General features: G+C 73.2%; 17 protein-coding genes and 2 tRNA genes. 9 read left to right on the top strand and 10 right to left on the bottom strand.

Going from position 1 to position 19,119, the window contains the following annotated elements; translation table 11 throughout:
• The first annotated feature begins 17 nt into the window (after window positions 1–17).
• The 4 genes from purD (at window position 18) to ACZ52J_RS03030 (ending at window position 6,266) form a co-directional block, all read left to right on the top strand.
• Window positions 18–1,265 carry a phosphoribosylamine--glycine ligase gene (gene purD, locus ACZ52J_RS03045; RefSeq protein WP_360502394.1) on the top strand — a complete coding sequence of 416 codons (1,248 nt, stop codon included), beginning with the start codon at window positions 18–20 and terminating at the stop codon, window positions 1,263–1,265.
• 536 nt (window positions 1,266–1,801) lie between these two features.
• The gene (locus tag ACZ52J_RS03040; RefSeq protein WP_360502391.1) at window positions 1,802–3,385 is read left to right on the top strand and encodes a hypothetical protein; all 1,584 of its coding nucleotides are present in this window, start codon (window positions 1,802–1,804) and stop codon (window positions 3,383–3,385) included.
• Between the two features lie 331 nt (window positions 3,386–3,716).
• Window positions 3,717–5,255, top strand: coding sequence for a N,N-dimethylformamidase beta subunit family domain-containing protein (locus tag ACZ52J_RS03035; RefSeq protein WP_360502551.1), 1,539 nt, complete (start codon window positions 3,717–3,719; stop codon window positions 5,253–5,255).
• Between the two features lie 111 nt (window positions 5,256–5,366).
• On the top strand, window positions 5,367–6,266 hold the full coding sequence (locus ACZ52J_RS03030; RefSeq protein WP_360502388.1) for a phosphoribosylaminoimidazolesuccinocarboxamide synthase: 900 nt from the start codon (window positions 5,367–5,369) through the stop codon (window positions 6,264–6,266).
• 33 nt (window positions 6,267–6,299) lie between these two features.
• Here the strand turns inward: ACZ52J_RS03030 and ACZ52J_RS03025 are convergent, their stop codons facing one another.
• The 7 genes from ACZ52J_RS03025 to ACZ52J_RS02995 all read right to left on the bottom strand — a co-directional run bounded on the left by ACZ52J_RS03025 (window position 6,300) and on the right by ACZ52J_RS02995 (window position 10,954).
• Window positions 6,300–6,923, bottom strand: coding sequence for a response regulator (locus ACZ52J_RS03025; RefSeq protein WP_465615362.1), 624 nt, complete (start codon window positions 6,921–6,923; stop codon window positions 6,300–6,302).
• 13 nt (window positions 6,924–6,936) lie between these two features.
• Window positions 6,937–8,169: a sensor histidine kinase gene (locus tag ACZ52J_RS03020; RefSeq protein ID WP_465615360.1), complete on the bottom strand. Its 1,233-nt coding sequence runs from the start codon at window positions 8,167–8,169 to the stop codon at window positions 6,937–6,939.
• 90 nt (window positions 8,170–8,259) lie between these two features.
• The gene (locus tag ACZ52J_RS03015; protein ID WP_465615358.1) at window positions 8,260–9,090 is read right to left on the bottom strand and encodes an ABC transporter permease; all 831 of its coding nucleotides are present in this window, start codon (window positions 9,088–9,090) and stop codon (window positions 8,260–8,262) included.
• Window positions 9,087–10,112: an ABC transporter ATP-binding protein gene (locus tag ACZ52J_RS03010; protein WP_465615356.1), complete on the bottom strand. Its 1,026-nt coding sequence runs from the start codon at window positions 10,110–10,112 to the stop codon at window positions 9,087–9,089. Before ACZ52J_RS03010 ends, ACZ52J_RS03015 begins: the two co-directional genes overlap by 4 nt.
• Window positions 10,113–10,287: 175 nt before the next feature.
• Window positions 10,288–10,360, bottom strand: a tRNA-Gly gene (locus ACZ52J_RS03005).
• Window positions 10,361–10,399: 39 nt separating this feature from the next.
• A tRNA-Gly gene (locus tag ACZ52J_RS03000) sits at window positions 10,400–10,472 on the bottom strand.
• Between the two features lie 164 nt (window positions 10,473–10,636).
• Window positions 10,637–10,954, bottom strand: coding sequence for a histone-like nucleoid-structuring protein Lsr2 (locus ACZ52J_RS02995; protein WP_030056585.1), 318 nt, complete (start codon window positions 10,952–10,954; stop codon window positions 10,637–10,639).
• Between the two features lie 468 nt (window positions 10,955–11,422).
• Between ACZ52J_RS02995 and purS the strand changes: the two genes are divergently transcribed.
• From purS to ACZ52J_RS02975, 4 genes are all read left to right on the top strand, one after another.
• Window positions 11,423–11,677, top strand: a complete 255-nt coding sequence (gene purS / locus ACZ52J_RS02990) for a phosphoribosylformylglycinamidine synthase subunit PurS (protein ID WP_030232982.1) — start codon at window positions 11,423–11,425, stop codon at window positions 11,675–11,677.
• Window positions 11,674–12,351, top strand: a complete 678-nt coding sequence (gene purQ / locus ACZ52J_RS02985) for a phosphoribosylformylglycinamidine synthase subunit PurQ (RefSeq protein ID WP_465615353.1) — start codon at window positions 11,674–11,676, stop codon at window positions 12,349–12,351. Before purS ends, purQ begins: the two co-directional genes overlap by 4 nt.
• On the top strand, window positions 12,351–14,606 hold the full coding sequence (purL, locus tag ACZ52J_RS02980) for a phosphoribosylformylglycinamidine synthase subunit PurL (RefSeq protein ID WP_360502373.1): 2,256 nt from the start codon (window positions 12,351–12,353) through the stop codon (window positions 14,604–14,606). The genes purQ and purL overlap by 1 nt, the downstream gene beginning before the upstream one ends.
• Window positions 14,607–14,673: 67 nt before the next feature.
• On the top strand, window positions 14,674–15,489 hold the full coding sequence (locus ACZ52J_RS02975; RefSeq protein WP_465615351.1) for a maleylpyruvate isomerase family mycothiol-dependent enzyme: 816 nt from the start codon (window positions 14,674–14,676) through the stop codon (window positions 15,487–15,489).
• A gap of 3 nt (window positions 15,490–15,492) precedes the next feature.
• Here ACZ52J_RS02975 and ACZ52J_RS02970 read toward each other — a convergent pair whose 3' ends face one another.
• On the bottom strand, window positions 15,493–16,194 hold the full coding sequence (locus ACZ52J_RS02970; RefSeq protein WP_465615349.1) for a hypothetical protein: 702 nt from the start codon (window positions 16,192–16,194) through the stop codon (window positions 15,493–15,495).
• Window positions 16,195–16,298: 104 nt separating this feature from the next.
• On the bottom strand, window positions 16,299–17,090 hold the full coding sequence (locus tag ACZ52J_RS02965) for a DUF3152 domain-containing protein (RefSeq protein WP_465615347.1): 792 nt from the start codon (window positions 17,088–17,090) through the stop codon (window positions 16,299–16,301).
• A gap of 309 nt (window positions 17,091–17,399) precedes the next feature.
• Between ACZ52J_RS02965 and ACZ52J_RS02960 the strand changes: the two genes are divergently transcribed.
• The gene (locus ACZ52J_RS02960) at window positions 17,400–17,819 is read left to right on the top strand and encodes a DUF3151 domain-containing protein (RefSeq protein ID WP_360502362.1); all 420 of its coding nucleotides are present in this window, start codon (window positions 17,400–17,402) and stop codon (window positions 17,817–17,819) included.
• A 113-nt stretch (window positions 17,820–17,932) separates the two neighbouring features.
• Here ACZ52J_RS02960 and fbaA read toward each other — a convergent pair whose 3' ends face one another.
• Complete coding sequence (gene fbaA / locus ACZ52J_RS02955) at window positions 17,933–18,955, bottom strand: class II fructose-bisphosphate aldolase (protein ID WP_465615345.1); 1,023 nt, start codon at window positions 18,953–18,955, stop codon at window positions 17,933–17,935.
• Window positions 18,956–19,119: the final 164 nt, after the last annotated feature.

The following is a 19,119-nucleotide window of genomic DNA, read 5'->3' as shown; positions in this document are numbered from 1 at the left end:
CGACTACGCTTCCAGGCGTGAAGGTCCTCGTCATCGGCGGCGGCGCCCGCGAACACGCCCTGTGCCGCTCTCTGTCCCAAGATCCCGCCGTGACCGAGCTGCACTGTGCCCCGGGCAACGCCGGGATCGCACAGGTGGCGACGGTCCACCCGGTCGACCAGCTCGACGGCGCACAGGTCACCGCGCTGGCCGAGCGGCTCGGCGCCGACCTGGTCGTCGTCGGCCCGGAGGCCCCGCTGGTCGCCGGCGTCTCCGACGCCGTGCGCGCGGCCGGCATCCCGGTGTTCGGCCCGTCCGGCGCGGCCGCCCAGCTGGAAGGCTCCAAGGCCTTCGCCAAGGACGTGATGGCCGGCGCCGGCGTCCCCACCGCCCGCTCCTACGTCTGCACCACCGCCGCGGAGGCCGCCGAGGCGCTGGACGCCTTCGGCGCCCCGTACGTGGTCAAGGACGACGGGCTGGCCGCCGGCAAGGGCGTCGTGGTCACCTCCGACCGCGAGGCCGCACTGGCGCACGCCGCCTCCTGCGAGCGCGTGGTCATCGAGGAGTACCTGGACGGCCCCGAGGTCTCGCTGTTCGCGATCACCGACGGCACCACCGTTGTCCCGCTGCAGCCCGCGCAGGACTTCAAGCGGGCGCTGGACGGCGACGAGGGCCCCAACACCGGCGGCATGGGCGCCTACTCGCCGCTGCCGTGGGCGCCCGCCGGGCTGGTCGAGGAGGTCCTGGAGAGCGTCCTGCAGCCGACCGTGGACGAGCTGCGCCGCCGCGGTACCGAGTTCTCCGGCCTGCTCTACGCGGGCCTGGCGCTCACCTCCCGCGGCACCCGGGTGATCGAGTTCAACGCCCGCTTCGGCGACCCGGAGACCCAGGTCGTACTGGCCCGGCTGCGCACCCCGCTGGCCGCCGTGCTGCTGGCCTCCGCCACCGGCACCCTGGACCAGCTGGAGCCGCTGCGCTGGGACGAGGGCGCGGCCGTCACCGTGGTCGTCGCCTCCGAGGGCTACCCGGCCGCGCCGCGCACCGGCGACCCGATCGAGGGCCTGGCCGAGGCCGAGGCGGACGGTACCGCGTTCGTGCTGCACGCCGGGACCAGGGCGGGCGAGGACGGGCAGGTGCTGAGCGCCGGCGGCCGCGTGCTGTCGGTCACCGCGACCGGCGCCGACCTCGCCGAGGCACGCGAGCGCGCGTACGCCGCGGTGGACCGGATCTCGCTCAAGGGCGGCCAGCACCGCACCGACATCGCGCTGAAGGCGGCCACCGCGTAGGGAAGTTCGGCTGCTCCCGGGGTGTTTCGAGGGAGGCGCTGCGGACCGTGGGAATCAACCCCATGGGCGCAGCGCCTCCGGCGTTTCGGGACGGGAGTGATTCCAGGGGCGGACACACCGTTCGGTCGACGGATTCCAGCCCATCGGGTGACAGCAACCGCATCCAGCTGACGTAACCGGCTGCCCGGCCTTATGGTGCGCTGGATCGCAGCGCACGGGGCCCGCGCGCCGGGGGCGCCGCCGGGTAGCGGCGCTCCCGCGGGGGGATGCTGGACGGCGTCCGGCCGGGCGGTCGCCGGGTGCTTCGCACCGGACCGGTGGCGGGCGTCCGGAATTCGGGCGACGTCACCGGGACGAGTGGAAACCGGGGCGATCCGGAACGACCACCCGGACCGGGCGTCGAAAATGTCAGTAGCGCCACGCAGCATGCACTACCGGGATCGGACGCCTCCGCTTCCCGGTCGGAACTGATCGTTCGAGTCGGCTCAGGGCCCGTAGCCGGGCACCCGAGGGCTCCGAAGGGGGTGCCGCACCGTATGGCCGCTATCGACACCGCGCGCCATCACGCCCAGGCGGTCCTGCGGGTCCGAGGCCTCGCCCTGGCCTCCGCCGTCCTGCCCACCGCCGTGGCGGTGGTCCTGCTCGCGGGCCGGTTCACCGGCCGGATCGGCGCGCCCGGCGCCGCCGACGCGACCGGCTGGGACGCCGCCCGCTGGACGGTCTGCGCGGTCGCCGCGCTGACCCTGCTGGTCGCCGGGTTGACCGCCCGCGCCCTGCGCCGGGCCGAGCCGCCCCGGACCCCCGCCGTCCCGCTGGACCGCGCCGAGGCTCCCGAGCTGTACCGGCTGATCAACGAACTCGCCGACCGGCTGGACGTCCCCGCGCCCTCCGCGATCGCCCTCACCCCGGACTGCGACAGCTGGCTGGAGGACGTCCCCCCGCTGCGGCACCCGGGCCCGCTGCGGCCGCACGCCGAGCCTGCGGCGCCCGTCCTGGTCATCGGCTCGCCCTTCCTCTGGTGGATGCGGGCCGGCGAGCTGCGCGCCCTGCTGGCCCCCGTGGTGGCCGGCACCGCCGCCTCCGCCGACCCGGAGATCGCCGCCGCCCGCCGCTTCCTGCGCGGCCTGGACGCCTGCCTGGACTCCGGCCAGGGCGCGGCCCCCGGCCTCGGCGGCGGCACCCTGGCCGCCCCGCCCCGGCCGCCCCGGCGCGGCCCGGCCGCACTCGCCGACCGGGTCACCCGCCGGATCACCCGCCGACTGCTCGGCGCCTGCCGCGGCCACTCCGCCGAACTGGAGCGCTCCGTCGCGAGCTGGGCCTCCGAGCAGGCCAGGACGGTCGACTACGGTCTGCGGATCGCCGCCCAGGAGCAGGTCGGCCTCGCCTACGCCGGCTGGGACCGGCTGCTCACCCGGGTCGCGCTGCCCGCCTGGCGGCTCGGCCGCCACCCCGCCCACCTCAACGCCGGCGTGGTCGCCGCCCTCACCGAGCTGTCCCGCCGCGACCGGCTGGCCGACGGCTACGGCAGTCGGCTCGGCGACCGCCCCGCCTGCGACCTGCTGGAGGAGCCCGGCACCGTCGACCGGGCGGTCTCCCGGCTCGCCGCCGAGCTGTTCTTCGGCCGCCCGGCGGCCGGCGCCTGGCACGAGCTGGAGTGGGCCGACTACCCGGCCGAGGTGGTGGACGCCGGCTGGCGGGCGGGCGCCGCCGGCCTGCAGGCCGCCCTGGACCGGCCCGCCCCGCAGTCCCGCCCCGGCTCCCCGACCCTCACCCGGCTGCTGGTCCGGCTCGCCGAGGGCGACGGCGAGCGGCTGGCCGCGGCGCTCGCCGCCCGGCCGGACCGCACCACCGCCCCGGCCCCGCTGCTCGAACCCGACCGCTCCGGCCGCGACCTGCTGGTCGACCACGTCACCGCGATGGTCTGCTGCGCGGCCGTGGACACCGCCGGCGGCGTCCCCGGCCTGGACTGGCTGGACGGCCCGGTGCTGCTGCTCGGCGGGGTCCGCCGCACCGACCTGGCCGGCCCGGTCGCCCAGGCCGTCGAACAGGGCCAGGACGGCCCGCTGCGGGCCTGGCTGGACGCCGCCGACGTCCGCCTGGAGAAACCCGTCCGGCTGTGACGGGTGGGACGGCGCTCGACGCCCCCGCACGCGCCCCCGGACGAGTCGGCCGCCGGTCGTCTCCGCAGGCCGGAGGCCCCCTCCGGGCGGACCGCAAGATTCCCGGCACCAATTGGCACCGGAAGGTGACGGAGCGCCGGCACTCTGTGGTGTATTAGACCGCACGCACATCCGGGGGGCACGTGCCAACCGGGCCTCGGGGGCCGAAGGGCGCGCCGGTGCCGAAAGCGACGAGCGAGCGCAGCGAGCGTGCGAGCGAGGACCGTCGGCACCGGACCAGGAGCGCCCGGAGGTGAGCGAGGAGTCACAGAAGTGCACCTGGGAGGGGCGCGTGGGCACCGAACTCAACCGCCGCTGGGAGTCCGGAACGCATGCCTACAGCGTCTCCGACCCCTTCGGCCAGGGCCCGCTGCCCTGGCTGCGCAGCCCGGACCAGTACCTGGCCGGGGCGGAGGGCGCCGTCCCCTGGTACGTCTCGGTGGACGCGCCCGGCCAGCAGCCGCTGACCGCCGGCGCCCGGCCCAAGCCGCCGGTCGGCACCCCGCAGAGCTCCAACGACGTGGACCAACAGATCAAGGGCTTCGCCTCGGCCGGAGTGATCCGCCCCGGCGGCTCGGTGGACTTCCGGGTCACCGTCAACCCGCCCCGCGAGTTCACCGTGGACGTCTACCGGATCGGCCACTACGGCGGCGACGGCGCCCGCCACATGACCTCCAGCCCGCTGATCGCCGGGCTCGCCCAACCCGCCCCGTTGGTGGTCGACCGCACGGTCTCCTGCCACCACTGGTGGCACTCCTGGCGGCTGCAGGTCCCGGCGCACTGGAAGCCCGGCTCGTACGTCGCCGTGCTGACCACCGCGGACATGCTGCACCGCAGCCACATCCCGTTCACCGTCCGGGACTTCGAGGACCATGGGCACACCGCCGAACTGCTCCTGGTGCTCCCGGACGTGACCTGGCAGGCGTACAACCTCTTCCCCGAGGACGGCCGCACCGGCGCCAGCCTCTACCACGCCTGGGACGGCACGGGCGGCCTGGTCGGCGAGCCGGAAGCGGCCGTCACCGTCTCCTTCGACCGCCCGCACGCCACCGCCGGGCTGCCGCTGCACGTCGGCCACGCGTACGACTTCATCCGCTGGGCCGAGCGCTACGGCTACGACCTCTCCTACGCCACCGCCACCGACCTGCACGCCGGCCTGGTCGACCCGTCCCGGCACCGGGCGCTGGTCTTCCCCGGCCACGACGAGTACTGGTCCGAGCCGATGCGCCGGGCCGCCGAGCGGGCCCGGGACGGCGGCACCTCGCTGGTGTTCCTCTCCGCCAACACCATGTACTGGCGCGTCGAGCTGACCGCCGCCGCCTCCGGCGAGCCCAACCGGCTGCTCAACTGCCGCAAGCGGCAGAAGGCCCCGCCCGGCAGCCCGGCCGCGGGCGCCACCGGCGCCGCCAGCGCGCTGTGGCGGGACGCGGGGGAGCCCGAGCAGCACCTGCTCGGGGTGCAGTACTCGGGCCGGGTCGCCGCGCCCGTCCCGCTGGTGGCCCGGCACACCGCGCACTGGCTCTGGGACGGCACCGGCCTGCAGGAGGGCGACGAGCTGCCCGGCCTGGTCGCCGGCGAGGCCGACCGGTACTACCCCAAGGTGGCGCTGCCCGAGCACACCGAGCGGGTCCTGCTGGCGCACTCCCCGTACCAGGACCTGGCCGGCCGCACCCGCTACCAGGAGACCTCGCTCTACCGGGCGCCCAGCGGCGCGTACGTCTTCGCGGCCGGCACCTTCGCCTGGTCGCCCGCGCTGGGCCGCCCCGGGCTGACCGACGAGCGGATCCAGCGGGCCACCGCCAACCTGCTGGACCGGCTCTGCAAGAACTGAGGTCCACACCGGAAAACCGTCGTCCGGGCGGTCGTGAAAGACTGCGTGGGCAGTGACCTCCCCTTTCGCAGTGCCCCACGCCCGCGAACGACCCCTGAGGACTGAGACACCTTGAGCGGATTTGTCACCAAGCCCGAGCCGGTCCAGGTGCCCGGCCTGGTCCACCTGCACACCGGCAAGGTGCGCGACCTCTACCGCACCGAGTCGGGTGAGCTCGTCATGGTCGCCAGCGACCGGACGTCCGCCCACGACTGGGTGCTGCCGAACGAGATCCCCGACAAGGGCCGCGTCCTCACCCAGCTCTCGCTGTGGTGGTTCGAGCGGATCGCCGACATCGTCCCCAACCACGTGATCTCCACCGAGGTCCCGGCCGGCGCCCCCGCCGACTGGAAGGGCCGCACGCTGATCTGCAAGAGCCTGGAGATGGTCCCGGTCGAGGCGGTCGCCCGCGGCTACCTGGCCGGCTCCGGCCTGACCGAGTACAACGAGCACCGCACGGTCTGCGGCATCGCCCTGCCGGAGGGCCTGGAGAACAGCTCCGAGCTGCCCGCCCCGATCTACACCCCGGCCCTCAAGGCCGAGGTCGGCGAGCACGACGAGAACGTCCCCTACGAGGAGACCGCCCGCCGGATCGGCGCCGAGCTCGCCGCCCAGCTGCGCCGCACCACCCTGGACGTCTACGCCCGCGCCCGGGACATCGCCCGCGACCGCGGCATCATCCTGGCCGACACCAAGTTCGAGTTCGGCCTGCTGGACGGCGAGCTGGTGATCGGCGACGAGGTGCTCACCCCGGACTCCTCCCGCTACTGGCCCGCCGACCAGTGGCAGCCGGGGCACTCGCAGCCGTCCTTCGACAAGCAGCTGATCCGCGACTGGCTGGTCTCCCCGGCCTCCGGCTGGGACCGCTACAGCGAGCAGCCGCCGCCGGCGCTGCCCGCCGAGATCGTCGAGCAGACCCGTGCCAAGTACATCGAGGTGTACGAGCGGCTGACCGGCACCACCTGGGCGTAACGCCCCCGGCGACGCCCGCGAGCGCGGCAGGTCCTAGATCCAGCCGTGCTCGCGGGCGATCCGCACCGCCGCGTGCCGGTTCTCCGCGCCCAGCTTGGTGGCCGCCGAGGACAGGTAGTTGCGGACGGTGCCCTGGGAGAGCGCGGCCCGGGCGGCGATCTCGGCGATCGGGGTGCCGTCGGCGGCCAGCTCCAGGACGTCGGTCTCGCGCGCCGTCAGCGGGGTCTCGCCCGCGCTGATCGCGTCCGCCGCCAGCTCCGGGTCCACGTACCGGCCGCCGGACCGTACGGTGCGGATGATGCCGGCCAGGTCCGCCGCCGAGACGGTCTTCGGCAGGAAGCCGCGTACCCCGACCTCCAGCGCCCGCTTCAGGTAGCCGGGGCGGCCGTGGCCGGTGACGATCATGCAGCGGCAGTCCGGCAGCAGCCGGCGCAGCTCGGCGGCCACCTCGATGCCGTCCTTGCCGGGCATCTGCAGGTCGAGCACCGCGACGTCGGGCCGGTGCGACTGCGCCATCGCCAGCGCCTCCGGACCGGAGCCGGCCTGTGCGACCACCTCGATGTCGTCCTCGAGCGAGAGCAGCGCGGCCAGCGCGCCGCGGATCAGGTGCTCGTCGTCGGCGAGCAGGACGCGGACGGGCGCGGGGTTCTCGGTCATCAGGAGGCCTCTCTCAGCCCGGCAGCGGGACGATGGCGAGTATCCGGAAGGTGCCGGGTGCGGCGGTCGGGACGGTCAGTTCGCCGTTGTGGGCGGCCAGCCGCTCGCGCAGGCCGCGCAGCCCGGTGCCGCCGCCCTGCGAGGGCAGCGGCACCTCGGGCACCCCGTCGTTCTCCAGCTCCAGCACCGCCCGGCCGTCCTCCTGGCGCAGCCGGATCAGGCAGCGGGCGGCCTCGCTGTGCCGGAGCACGTTGGTGGTGGCCTCGCGGATCACCCAGCCGAGCACCGACTGCACCGGCAGCGGCAGCCCGTTGGCGTTCTCGCCGAGGTCGATCTCGCAGGCGATGTCGGCGGAGCGCAGCACCGCGCGGGCGCCGATCGCCTCGGCGTGCAGGTCGGCGGTGCGGTAGCCGCGGATGACGTCCCGGACCTCCCGCTGCGACTCCTGGGCGATCTTCTGCACCTCGGACATCTGGTCGGCGGCCTCCGGGCGTCCGCGCCGGGCGAGTTGGACGGCGAGTTCGCTCTTCAGCGCGATGGTGGTGAGGTTGCGGCCCATCACGTCGTGCAGGTCGCGGGAGAAGCGCAGCCGCTCCTCGGCGACGGCCAGCCGGGACTGCGCCTCGCGGGCGGCGTCCAGCTCCCAGACGATGGCGGTCACCCAGGCGAAGCTGCGGCAGCTGCCGATCAGGATGAGCGTGCCGATGACCGCGCCGCACACCCACCCCGAGGTGGTGGCGGGGCTGACGCCGGCCAGCAGCATCGCCGGGGCGATCGCGATCGGTAGCGCGGCTCCGGCGAGGAAGGCCCAGCGCAACCCCAGGCCCACCCCCGCGGGGCCTGCGGTCGCGCCCACCAGGGCGGCGGCGATCACCACGGTGAACGGCTGGCCGGGATGGGGCGACACCCCGTCGGAGGACGGGCCGAGCAGCAGCACGGCCCAGGAACCGGCCACTGTGAGGAGGGCGTTGGCGGTCAGCCAGCGCCGGTAGGTGCTGGGCCGCCCTAGGTAGCGGTCGAGCGAGGTGCGGTAGGCCCTGAGGGTGACCAGGACCGAGGCGAGCGACAGGACCAGGGCGACCCGGACGGCGGGGGTCGTACCCGTATTCCGCACCGAGGAGGCGCTGGCCAGCAGGTTCAACGGCAGCATGAACCATGCCACCAGGTAGAGCGACCAGCGGAAGTACAGCTCGGCGCGTTGCGGCTTGCCGTAGCCCTTCCAGCGGCGAATCGGCCCCCGGACCATCGCAGTGCCCCCGTCTGATCACGATCGTGTTGGTGCCTTCATATCAGAGGCGGAACGGGGGCGGATCCTTCGGATTCCCTTCTGCCGGGCTCAGCGGCGCGGTTCCCAGCGGAAGTAGCGGACGGCGCCCCAGACCGCCAGGCCGAGCCAGACCGTGCCGGTGACCAGGTGCGGGGCGGCGGCGCCCCAGCTGCCGAGGAAGTCGGTCGGAGCGGCCGAGCCGTCGGTGCCGAACCAGCCGACCCGGATCAGCTGGAAGGCCGGGGTGGTCGGCAGCAGGCGGCACACGTCGGCCAGCTGCGAGGGCATCACCTCCAGCGGGACGAACAGGCCGGAGCCGAACTGCATGACCAGCATGACGGGCATGGTGGTGATGCCCGCGCTCTCCACGGTCTTGGTGAAGGCGCTGGACAGCGCGGCCAGGGCGATCATGGTGGCCAGCGTTAGCACCAGGCCGACCAGCATCAGCAGCGGGTTGACCGGCACCGCCAGGTGCAGGCCGAGACTGCCGCCGACCCCGATCAGGGCGGCCATCAGCAGGCCGAGGGCGAGCGAGGGGACGGCGGTGCCGAGCAGGATCTCCAGGTCCCTGGCCTCCCCGGTGCGCAGCCGCTTGAGCACCAGTTCGCCGCGCCGCCCGACGTAAGCGGCGGTCAGGTTGTAGTACACGACGAAGGCCAGGACCATCCCGACCGAGCCGTAGACCAGCATCGAGTCGATGTCCAGGCCGGGGTTGTCCTCGGCCTGCTTCTTGAGGATTCCGCGCAGCGAGCTGATCAGCACCACCGGCAACACCACGGCGGTGAACAGGGCGGTGCGGTTGCGCAGCAGCAGGGTGGCCTCGGCGCGGCCGAGGGCGAGCAGACGGCCGGCGGTGGTGCTCGGGGCACCCGTGCGGGTGGCGGGGGCGGCGGTGGTCATCGGGCGGATCCGATCAGGCGGCGGCGGGCGGGACGGGCGGGGGCGGCGGGCCCTGAAGGCGGTGCGGTGCGCGGCGGGGCCTGGTGGGCGGCCTCGGAGGCGATGGCGAGGAAGGCCTCCTCCAGGGAGGCACTGCGGGCGTCCAGGGCGCCCAGTGCGATCCCGTGGTGCCGGGCCCAGCCGAGCAGGTCGGTGAGGGTGTCCTGGAGGCCGGTGCTCTGCACGGTGACCTTGCGGCCGTCGACGGTGACCTCGGCGCCGGCCAGGACGGGCAGCGCGACCCCGGCGAATTCAGGGAGTTCGAAGGTGATCCGGGACGGCCGTCCGGCGATCACCTCGGCGACGGTGCCGGTGGTGACGACCCGGCCGCCGTGCAGGATCGCCAGCCGGTCGGCGAGCTCCTCGGCCTCCTCCAGGTAGTGCGTGGTGAGCAGCACGGTGGTGCCCTGGGCGCGCAGTTCGCGGACCAGCCGCCAGACGGCGGCGCGCGCCTCGGGGTCGAGGCCGGTGCTGGGCTCGTCCAGGAACAGCACCTCGGGGCGGCCGAGCAGGGCCATCGCGAGGTCGAGCCGGCGCCGTTCGCCGCCGGACAGCTGCTTGACCCGGACGGTGCGGCGGTGGGCGAGGCCGACCAGTTCCAGGGCCTCCTCGACCGGACGGGCGCCGCTGGTCATCCCGGCCCAGGCGCGGCCGGTCTCGGCGGCGGTGAGGTCGCCGGGGAAGCCGCCCTCCTGGAGCATGATGCCGATCCGCGGGCGGACGGCGGCGCGCTCCCGGTGGGGGTCGTGGCCCAGCACCCGGACGGTGCCGCCGCTGGGGGCGGCCAGGCCCTCGATGAGCTCCATGGTGGAGGTCTTGCCCGCGCCGTTGGTGCCGAGCAGGGCGAACAGTTCGCCGCGGCCGACGGCGAGGTCGACGCCCTGGACGGCGTGGTAGCCGGTGGCACCGCTGCCGTAGTGGCGGTGCAGGTCGGTGACCTCGATCACGGTGTCGCGGTGGCTGGCGGGCCGGCTTGTTTCCATGCCCCAAGCCTTCCGCCGCCCGGGCCGCGCGGGCAGTGCGCGCCGTCATGACATCGCGGTGCGGATCCACGGGTCGGCGATGACAAATGTCATGGACCATTTCGAGGTTCGAGGCTCGGGGCTCGCGGCGGGAATGCCGAAGGGCCCCCTCGATCGAGGGGGCCCTTCGTTCCTGAGCGGACGACGAGATTCGAACTCGCGACCCTCACCTTGGCAAGGTGATGCTCTACCAACTGAGCCACGTCCGCAGGTCTAACTATTGAGTTGTGCTGTGCTCGCGCACTGCGAGCGGACGACGAGATTCGAACTCGCGACCCTCACCTTGGCAAGGTGATGCTCTACCAACTGAGCCACGTCCGCACGGTGCCTTGTGGGGCACCAGCCGCCTCTTCGGATCTCTCCGTTGCGGCGACGAGGAATACTCTACAGCATCGTTCGGGGTGGTCGCCCCACCCTTTCGGTCCAGGCCATTGGGCCTGGGCAGGCAGGGCGACCGGGGGAGCGGGTGCCCCCGAGGGGCGGGGTCAGTTCGCCTCGGCGAACGCCTCGTACACGTGCTTGGGGATGCGGCCGCGGGCCGGCAGTTCCATCCCGCGGGACAGGGCCCAGGCGCGGACGGCGGCCGGGTCCGGGGTGAGCGCGGTGCGGCGGAAGGACTTTCCGGTGCGGCTCTGGCGGCGGCCCGCGGCGACGAACGGGGCGAGGGCCTCCCGCAGCTTTTCCGCGTTGTCCACGGACAGGTCGATCTCGTACGACTTCCCGTCGACGCCGAAGTGGACGGTTTCCGCGGCGGCGCCGCCGTCCAGGTCGTCGGAGAGCGTGACAACTACACGCTGAGCCATGGGTGTCAATCCTCTCGGGCAATTCGGCCACCGGTCCGCGGGGGTACGCCCGGGGCCTGATGTGCACCAACTCGCGCAAGCGCATACGGGCAGGCCTGGTGGCCCGCCTGATACGCAGCACTTGCCGCGACAGGTGGCCCTATTCTGCACCCGAAGGGGGTCGAAATCGAAGAGTCCGGCATTCTTTTCCGGATATTCACGTGTCTTCGCGGGACTGTCGGATACCGGTGAGCGGGACGGGCGGATCTGTCCCCAAGTGCCGTATTCGGGTGTTCTTCGGAGGGGGCCGTTCCGGGCGCCGAATCCGGGGAAACCGGGGGTGCCGGACGGGGGGCCAGGAGGCCGGATCCCTTGTGGCGTAAGGGGCCCGGGTCTACGCGCGTCGCTATCCCCGGCCAGCAATCCGGCCCGAAACCACCGGTAGTCTGGAGTTCCCCCGCCTCACCGAAGACACCACCGGGAGTGCCAGTGGCACGCGTCGTAGTCGACGTCATGCTCAAGCCGGAGATCCTCGACCCCCAGGGACAGGCGGTGCAGCGTGCACTGCCCCGTCTCGGATTCACCGGGATCGCCGACGTCCGCCAGGGCAAGCGTTTCGAGCTGGATGTGGAGGGCCCGGTCGACGACGCGGCGCTCGCCCGTATCCGCGAAGCCGCCGAGACCTTTCTCGCCAACACCGTGATCGAGGACTTCACCGTCCGGGTCGAGGAGGCGGCGAAGTGACCACCCGCGTCGGCGTCGTCACTTTCCCCGGCTCCCTCGACGACCGCGACGCCCAGCGGGCGGTCCGCCTCGCCGGCGCCGAGCCGGTCGCCCTCTGGCACCGTGACAAGGATCTCCACCAGGTCGACGCCGTCGTCCTGCCGGGCGGATTCAGTTACGGCGACTATCTGCGCTGCGGGGCGATCTCCCGCTTCTCCCCGGTGATGGAGACCGTCATCGAGCAGGCGAAGCTCGGAATGCCGGTGCTCGGTATCTGCAACGGCTTCCAGGTGCTCTGCGAATCCCACCTACTGCCCGGTGCGCTGACCCGCAACGACTCGCTGCACTTCATCTGCCGCGACCAGAAGCTGCGCATCGAGAACGCCGACACCGCCTGGACCCGGGATTACTCGGCGGGCCAGGAAATCGTCGTCCCGCTGAAGAACGGCGAGGGCCGCTTCGTCGCCGACGCGCACGTCCTGGACGAGCTGGAGGCCGAGGGCCGGGTCGTCGCCCGTTACCTGGACGTCAACCCGAACGGTTCGTACCGCGACATCGCCGGCATCACCAACGCCGCCGGCAATGTCGTCGGCCTGATGCCGCACCCGGAGCACGCCGTGGAGCCGCTCACCGGTCCGACCACCGAGGGCCTGGGCTTCTTCACTTCCGTCCTGAAGCAGCTGGTGAACGCCTGATGAGCCTCGACACCGTCAAGAACGCCGAGCAGACCCCGGACGCCGCCCAGCCCTGGGCCGAGCTCGGCCTCAAGGAGGACGAGTACACGCGCATCCGGGAGATTCTCGGCCGCCGCCCCACCGGCGCCGAACTCGCGATGTACTCGGTCATGTGGTCGGAGCACTGTTCGTACAAGAGCAGCAAGGTCCACCTGAAGCAGTTCGGCGACAAGAAGCCGGATTCGGACGCGATGCTCGTCGGCATCGGCGAGAACGCCGGTGTGGTCGACGTCGGCCAGGGCTACGCGGTCACCTTCAAGGTCGAGTCGCACAACCACCCGTCGTACATCGAGCCCTACCAGGGCGCGGCCACCGGCATCGGCGGCATCGTGCGCGACATCCTGGCGATGGGTGCCCGCCCGGTCGCCGTGATGGACCCGCTGCGCTTCGGCGCGGCCGACCACCCCGACACCCGGCGCGTGCTGCCCGGGATCGTCGCGGGCATCGGCGGCTACGGCAACTGCCTGGGCCTGCCGAACATCGGCGGCGAGGTCGTCTTCGACTCCTGCTACCAGGGCAACCCGCTGGTCAACGCGCTGTGCGTGGGTGTCATGAAGCACGAGGACATCCACCTCGCGCAGGCCTCCGGCGCCGGCAACAAGGTCATCCTGTACGGAGCCCGCACCGGCGGCGACGGCATCGGCGGCGTCTCGGTGCTGGCCTCCGAGACCTTCGACGACACCAAGCCGGCCAAGCGCCCGGCGGTCCAGGTCGGCGACCCGTTCCAGGAGAAGCTCCTCATCGAGTGCACCCTGGAGATCTTCCGCGAGAAGCTCGTCAAGGGCATCCAGGACCTCGGTGGCGCCGGCCTGTCCTGCGCCACCAGCGAGCTGGCCTCGGCCGGGTCCGGCGGCATGCGGATCGAGCTCGACACCGTGCACCTGCGCGACCACACGCTCTCGCCGGAGGAGATCCTCATGAGCGAGTCGCAGGAGCGCATGTGCGCGATCGTGGAGCCCGACAAGGTCGACCGCTTTCTCGAGATCTGCGAGAAGTGGGACGTCATCGCCAACGTCATCGGCGAGGTGACCGACGGCGAGCGCCTGGAGATCTACTGGCACGGCGAGCTCGTGGTGGACGTCCCGCCGCGCACCGTCGCCCACGAGGGCCCGACCTACCAGCGCCCGTTCGCCCGCCCGAGCTGGCAGGACGCGCTGCAGGCCGACGTCCCGACCGCCGAGCGGCTGGCCCGCCCGACCACCGGCGAGGGCCTCAAGGCCGACCTGCTGAAGGTCACGAGCCACCCGAACCAGGCCTCCAAGTCCTGGATCACCGACCAGTACGACCGCTACGTGCTCGGCAACACCGTGCTCTCGGTCGGCGAGGACTCGGGCATGATCCGGATCGACGAGGAGACCAACCTCGGCGTCTCGGTCGCCACCGACGGCAACGGCCGCTTCGCCAAGCTGGACCCGTACACCGGTGCCCAGCTGGCCCTGGCCGAGGCGTACCGCAACGTCGCGGCCGGCGGTGCCAAGCCGCTCGCCGTCTCCGACTGCCTCAACTTCGGCTCCCCCGAGGACCCGGACGTGATGTGGCAGTTCGCCGAGGCCACCCGCGGCCTGGCCGACGCCTGCCTGGTGCTCGGCACCCCGGTCACCGGCGGCAACGTCTCGCTCTACAACCAGACCGGCGAGGTCGCCATCCACCCGACCCCCGTGGTCGCGGTGCTCGGCGTCATCGACGACGTCACCCGGCGCACCCCGCTCGCCTTCGCCGAGGAAGGGCAGCTGCTCTACCTGCTCGGCGACACGGCGGACGAGCTCGGCGGCTCGGCCTGGTCCCAGGCCGTCCACGACCACCTCGGCGGCCTGCCGCCGAAGGTGGACCTGGAGCGCGAGCGGCTGCTCGGCGACATCCTGATCGCCGCCTCGCGCGACGGCATGATCGACGCCGCGCACGACCTCTCCGACGGCGGCCTCGGCCAGGCGCTCGTCGAGAGCTGCCTCAAGGGCGGCCACGGCGCGCGGATCATCGTGCCCGAGGGCACGGACCCGTTCGTCCTGCTGTTCTCGGAGTCGGCCGGCCGCGCCGTCGTGGCGGTGCCGCGCAGTGAGGAGCTCCGCTTCAACGACATGTGCACCGCGCGTGGCCTGCCGGCCACCCGGATCGGTGTCGTGGACGGCCAGGAGCTGGACGTCCAGGGGCAGTTCAGCGTCTCGCTGGCCGAGCTGAAGGACGCCCACACCGGCGTCATCGAGGCCCTGCTGGCCTGATCGCAGCACCCAGAGGGGCGGACGGTCCGATACGGAACCGTCCGCCCCTCGGCGTATGTTGGGGCCCATGCCTCCCAAGTCCCGTACGTACCAGCCGCAGAAGACGAGCGCCGCGCTGGCGGCGCAGAACGAGGCGCTGCGTGCCGTGGTGCACCGGCTGACCGCGCCGGACCTCGACCGGCCGACCCGGCTCGGCTCCTGGCGGGTGCGGGAGCTGGTGGCCCACCTGGGCCTGGCGCTGGGCCACCTGCCGGCCTCGGTGGACGACCAGGGGCCGGACGGGCCGGTGCTCTCGCTGGCCGGCTACGCGGAGCTGAGCAGGACGATGGCCGAGGCCGTCGACACCGCGGTGACCGAGCACGCGGTGACCGGGTTCGCCGGCCCGCCCGAGGAGGTGGCCGCCGCGTTCGACCGGCCGCTCGACGCCGTGAAGGCCGTGCTCGACGGGCCGCTGGTGGCGGAGCCGGGGCGGCGGATCACCATCCTGGGCGGCCGGTCGATGCTGCTGACCGACTACCTGGTGACCCGGCTGGTCGAGGCCGTGGTGCACGCCGACGACCTGGCCGACGCGCTCGGCCTGGACGCCTTCCCGCACGACCGCCGGGCCCTCGCCGCCGTCACCCGGATGCTGGCCGACGCCTTCGCGGAGCGCGCCCCCGGCGGTGCGGTCGAGCTGCGGATCCCGCCGTACGCCGTGGTGCAGGCTGTCGAGGGCCCCCGGCACACCCGGGGCACCCCGCCGAACGTGGTCGAGACCGACCCGCTGACCTGGATCCGGCTGGCCACCGGTCGGACCGACTGGCCGACGGCGGTGGAGGCGGCCGCGGTGTCCGCCTCCGGCGAGCGCAGCGACCTGGCGGCCCACCTGCCGGTGCTCGGGTAGCGCTCAGCCCAACTGGTCGGCCAGCGCCTGGGCGGCCTTGCGCAGCGGCTCGCCGGTGAAGGCCCGGTCCGGTTCGCCGTCGCCGACGTCCTGGGAGAGCAGCAGGGCGATGTCGCCCGCGCCCCTGGCCCTGATCCGGGCGACGGCCGCGGTGCCCTCCCCGGGGACGAGCTTGGCCTGCCCGGCGTCGGGCTGCTCGGTGGCGAACTGCCGGACCTGCGCGGCCCCGATCCGTGCGGCGACCTGGATGCGCGGGAGCAGCAGGTTGACCGCGCCGTACTGCGGGATCGCCAGCAACTCGATGCCGATCCGGGTCTCGCCGACCCGGTAGCCGCAGGTGACATCGGCGGTCGGGGGCACGGCCGGGACGGACGGCATGGTCGGCGGGTGGCTCATGCCGGACGGCCACGGCTGTGGCGACGTGCCGTCGCTGACGCTGCCGTCGGCCGCGGGCCCGTCCGCGGTGTCGGGGCCGACCGATCCGGGGATCCCGGCGGCCTTGAGGGCCTTGGCGAGGTCGAGGCCGAACGGGCAGCTGTTCTGCTGGTCCTGGTGCAGTTGCCGGGCGACCGACCGGACGCCGTCGTAGGAGACGCTGCCGGAGCCGGGCGGGCCACCCGGGGAGGAGGAGCAGGCGGCCGTGCCGAGGAGGATCCCGGCGGACGCGAACACGGCGGCGAGCCTACGGCGTTGGGCAGCGGTCATGACCGCAGGTTACGGCGCCGCGGCCCCGCCGGTTGCCGATTCGACCTCAACTCTGTTCCGAATCGGCGCTGTTCCGACTCCGCGCTGTTCCGCTCGACGGGGTCTTACGGGACCGGGGGCCCGCTCAGGTAGGTGCCGTCCGCCGAGTACGGCCAGGCGTTGGGCGTGCAGCCCTTGAGGCCGTAGATCTGCTGCATCATCGCGGGCGCGGGCTTTCCCGGGCCGGCGCAGCCCTCGTGCCCGTGGCCGATCCGGTGGCCCACCTCGTGGTTGACGATCAGGGCCCGGTACTCCTCGATCGGCCCGCTGAACTGCGGTGATCCGATGTTCCAGCGCTTGGAGTTGACGAGCACCTGGTTGCCGACGTTGCAGTTGACCTCGCCGTGGGTGTCCAGGCCGGAGGCGCCGCAGATCTTGTCCACGGTGGCGGGCGAGGCGATCTTCACGGTGAAGTCGTACGAGCCGTTCGCGACCAGCTGGAAGCCGTTCTTGTGGTCGTTGGTCCAGCCGCGCGGGTCGCCGAGGATGCCGTGGATCTGGGCGGCGGCGGCCGCGGCGTCGATCCCGATGCCGTCCTCCGCCTCGACCCGGTAGCGGCGCACGGTGCCGCGCCCGACCGCCTTGGCGGTGGCGGGGGCGATGGTGAAGGTGCCCGCGCCCGCGGTGGGGCCGGGGTCCGGTTCGGCGGGGGTGGGCGGGGCCGGCGGCGGGGGCGTCGGGGTGGGCGGCGGGGCGGTGACCGGGGCCGGGGGCGGTGACGCCGTGGTGGTCACCTCGCCCGGCGGGACGGCCCGCGCCTGGGTGGTCGCAGTGGCGGTCGGCGTGCCGGAGGGCCGGTGCAGCATGACCGCGGTGGCGCCCAGCACCAGGGCGGTCAGCACCAGTGCCGTGAGCATGCCAGGCCTTACTCTCCGGCGCGGCCGGCGGCGTCTGCGGCCGCCGTTTCGGGACGGGGCGGCGCGCCTGCTGGCGGGTCGGACTGCGGGCATGATCGTCACCTTGGCATGGCGAACGGGTGAATGTCCATGTACCCGGTATGCACATCTCGGGCCGGATCTCCGCCCGGCTCCCGTGGACCCGGGCGACCGGCAGGCCCAGCGAACGGACCGGGTCCAGCAGCTTGCGCACCGAGCGCACGGCGGCATGGGCACGCCGACCGCGGTGCGGCGGTTGACCCCTGCGTCTCGGGTGGCAGACTTCAGCTCATGGCGATTCACAGGAATCTTCTCGACGGCCCCGAACCGACCCACCTGCCCGAGGAGGAGCGGCCCTACCGGATGCTCGCGGAGGAGTCGGCCTCACCGACCCAGGTGGCGGCCGAGTTCCCGACCTTCTGCCTGGCCTGGGCCATGCTCGCCGACGACGCCTACGCGGCCGGCCGGTACGTCGAGTCGTACGCCTACGCCCGCACCGGCTACCACCGTGGCCTGGACGCGCTGCGGCGCAGCGGCTGGAAGGGCCACGGCCCGGTGCCGTGGGAGCACCGCGGCAACCGCGGCTTCCTGCGCTGCCTGGCGGCGCTCGCGCGGGCGGCCGGCGCGATCAAGGAGACCGAGGAGGAGACCCGCTGCTGGCAGTTCCTGAAGGACAGCAGCGCGGAGGCGTACGCGGAGCTCAAGCAGTAGGAACCCGACGTGCGGGTGCCCCCGGCGGTCCTCCGCCGGGGGCACCCGTGTCTCACGCGGCTATCGCGCCTGGTTCACGCGGCTATCGCGCTCACTTCACGCGGCTGCCGTGCTCACTTCAGGCGCTTGCCGGCCGAACGCAGCTGCTGGGCGGCCTCGAGCACGCGGGCGGCCATGCCGGCCTCGGCGAGCTTGCCCCAGGTGCGGGGGTCGTAGGTGTTCTTCTTGCCGACCTCGCCGTCGACCTTCAGCACGCCGTCGTAGTTGGCGAACATGTGGCCGGCGACCGGGCGGGTGAAGGCGTACTGGGTGTCGGTGTCCAGGTTCATCTTCACGACGCCGTTCTCCAGCGCGGTGGCGATCTCCTCGGCGGTGGAGCCCGAGCCGCCGTGGAAGACGAAGTCGAACGGGTCGGTCTTGTTGTACTGCTTGCCGATCGCGTCCTGCAGCTCGCGCAGCAGCTCCGGCTTCAGCACGACGTTGCCCGGCTTGTACACGCCGTGCACGTTGCCGAACGAGGCGGCCAGCAGGTAGCGGCCCCTCTCGCCCAGGCCCAGGGCCTCGGCGGTGCGCACGGCGTCGTTGACGGTGGTGTACAGCTCGTCGTTGATCTCGTGCGTGACGCCGTCCTCCTCGCCACCGGTCGGGGTGATCTCGACCTCGAGGATGATCTTGGCGGCGGCGGCCTGGGCCAGCAGCTCCTGGGCGATGGCCAGGTTGTCGGCCAGGGTCTCGGCGGAGCCGTCCCACATGTGCGACTGGAACAGCGGGTTCTCGCCCTTGGCCACGCGCTCGGCGGAGACCGCCAGCAGCGGGCGGACGTAGCCGTCCAGCTTGTCCTTCGGGCAGTGGTCGGTGTGCAGCGCGACGGTGATGTCGTACTTGGCGGCGACGATGTGGGCGAACTCGGCGAGCGCGACCGCGCCGGTCACCATGTCCTTGTTGTGCTGGCCGCCCAGGAACTCCGCGCCACCGGTCGAGATCTGGATGATGCCGTCGCTCTCGGCCTCGGCGAAACCACGCAGCGCGGCGTGCAGGGTCTGCGACGACGTGACGTTGATGGCCGGGTAGGCGAACTTGCCCGCCTTGGCCCGGTCCAGCATCTCGGTGTAGACCTCGGGAGTTGCGATGGGCATGCGATCCGCTCCTGTCGGGTTGCGGCGTACGGACGGTGCTGTCCGACGCTGTGTACGCCTTCGTGACGACTCCGTGCCGGCCCGCCGACGCGCGGCGTTGCGGTGTGGCTCTCCGGCACCAAGCTTCGAGGCGACCTCCGCGTACGGCCATGAGGGTGGTGGGC

The sequence above is a fragment of the Kitasatospora sp. NPDC034035 genome (assembly GCF_055575755.1).
Note: the sequence above shows the minus strand (reverse complement) of the source record. Positions and strands in the feature narration are given on the sequence as shown.

Bases quoted from the DNA above. Each gene is read 5' to 3' on its own strand.
- ACZ52J_RS03040 (WP_360502391.1), top strand. From the start codon at position 1,802: ATGGCCGCTATCGACACCGCGCGCCATCACGCCCAGGCGGTCCTGCGG.
- ACZ52J_RS03025 (WP_465615362.1), bottom strand. From the start codon at position 6,923: ATGACCGAGAACCCCGCGCCCGTCCGCGTCCTGCTCGCCGACGACGAG.
- ACZ52J_RS03020 (WP_465615360.1), bottom strand. From the start codon at position 8,169: ATGGTCCGGGGGCCGATTCGCCGCTGGAAGGGCTACGGCAAGCCGCAA.
- ACZ52J_RS03015 (WP_465615358.1), bottom strand. From the start codon at position 9,090: ATGACCACCGCCGCCCCCGCCACCCGCACGGGTGCCCCGAGCACCACC.
- ACZ52J_RS03010 (WP_465615356.1), bottom strand. From the start codon at position 10,112: ATGGAAACAAGCCGGCCCGCCAGCCACCGCGACACCGTGATCGAGGTC.
- ACZ52J_RS02995 (WP_030056585.1), bottom strand. From the start codon at position 10,954: ATGGCTCAGCGTGTAGTTGTCACGCTCTCCGACGACCTGGACGGCGGC.
- purL (WP_360502373.1), top strand. From the start codon at position 12,351: ATGAGCCTCGACACCGTCAAGAACGCCGAGCAGACCCCGGACGCCGCC.
- ACZ52J_RS02975 (WP_465615351.1), top strand. From the start codon at position 14,674: ATGCCTCCCAAGTCCCGTACGTACCAGCCGCAGAAGACGAGCGCCGCG.
- ACZ52J_RS02970 (WP_465615349.1), bottom strand. From the start codon at position 16,194: ATGACCGCTGCCCAACGCCGTAGGCTCGCCGCCGTGTTCGCGTCCGCC.
- ACZ52J_RS02965 (WP_465615347.1), bottom strand. From the start codon at position 17,090: ATGCTCACGGCACTGGTGCTGACCGCCCTGGTGCTGGGCGCCACCGCG.
- ACZ52J_RS02960 (WP_360502362.1), top strand. From the start codon at position 17,400: ATGGCGATTCACAGGAATCTTCTCGACGGCCCCGAACCGACCCACCTG.
- fbaA (WP_465615345.1), bottom strand. From the start codon at position 18,955: ATGCCCATCGCAACTCCCGAGGTCTACACCGAGATGCTGGACCGGGCC.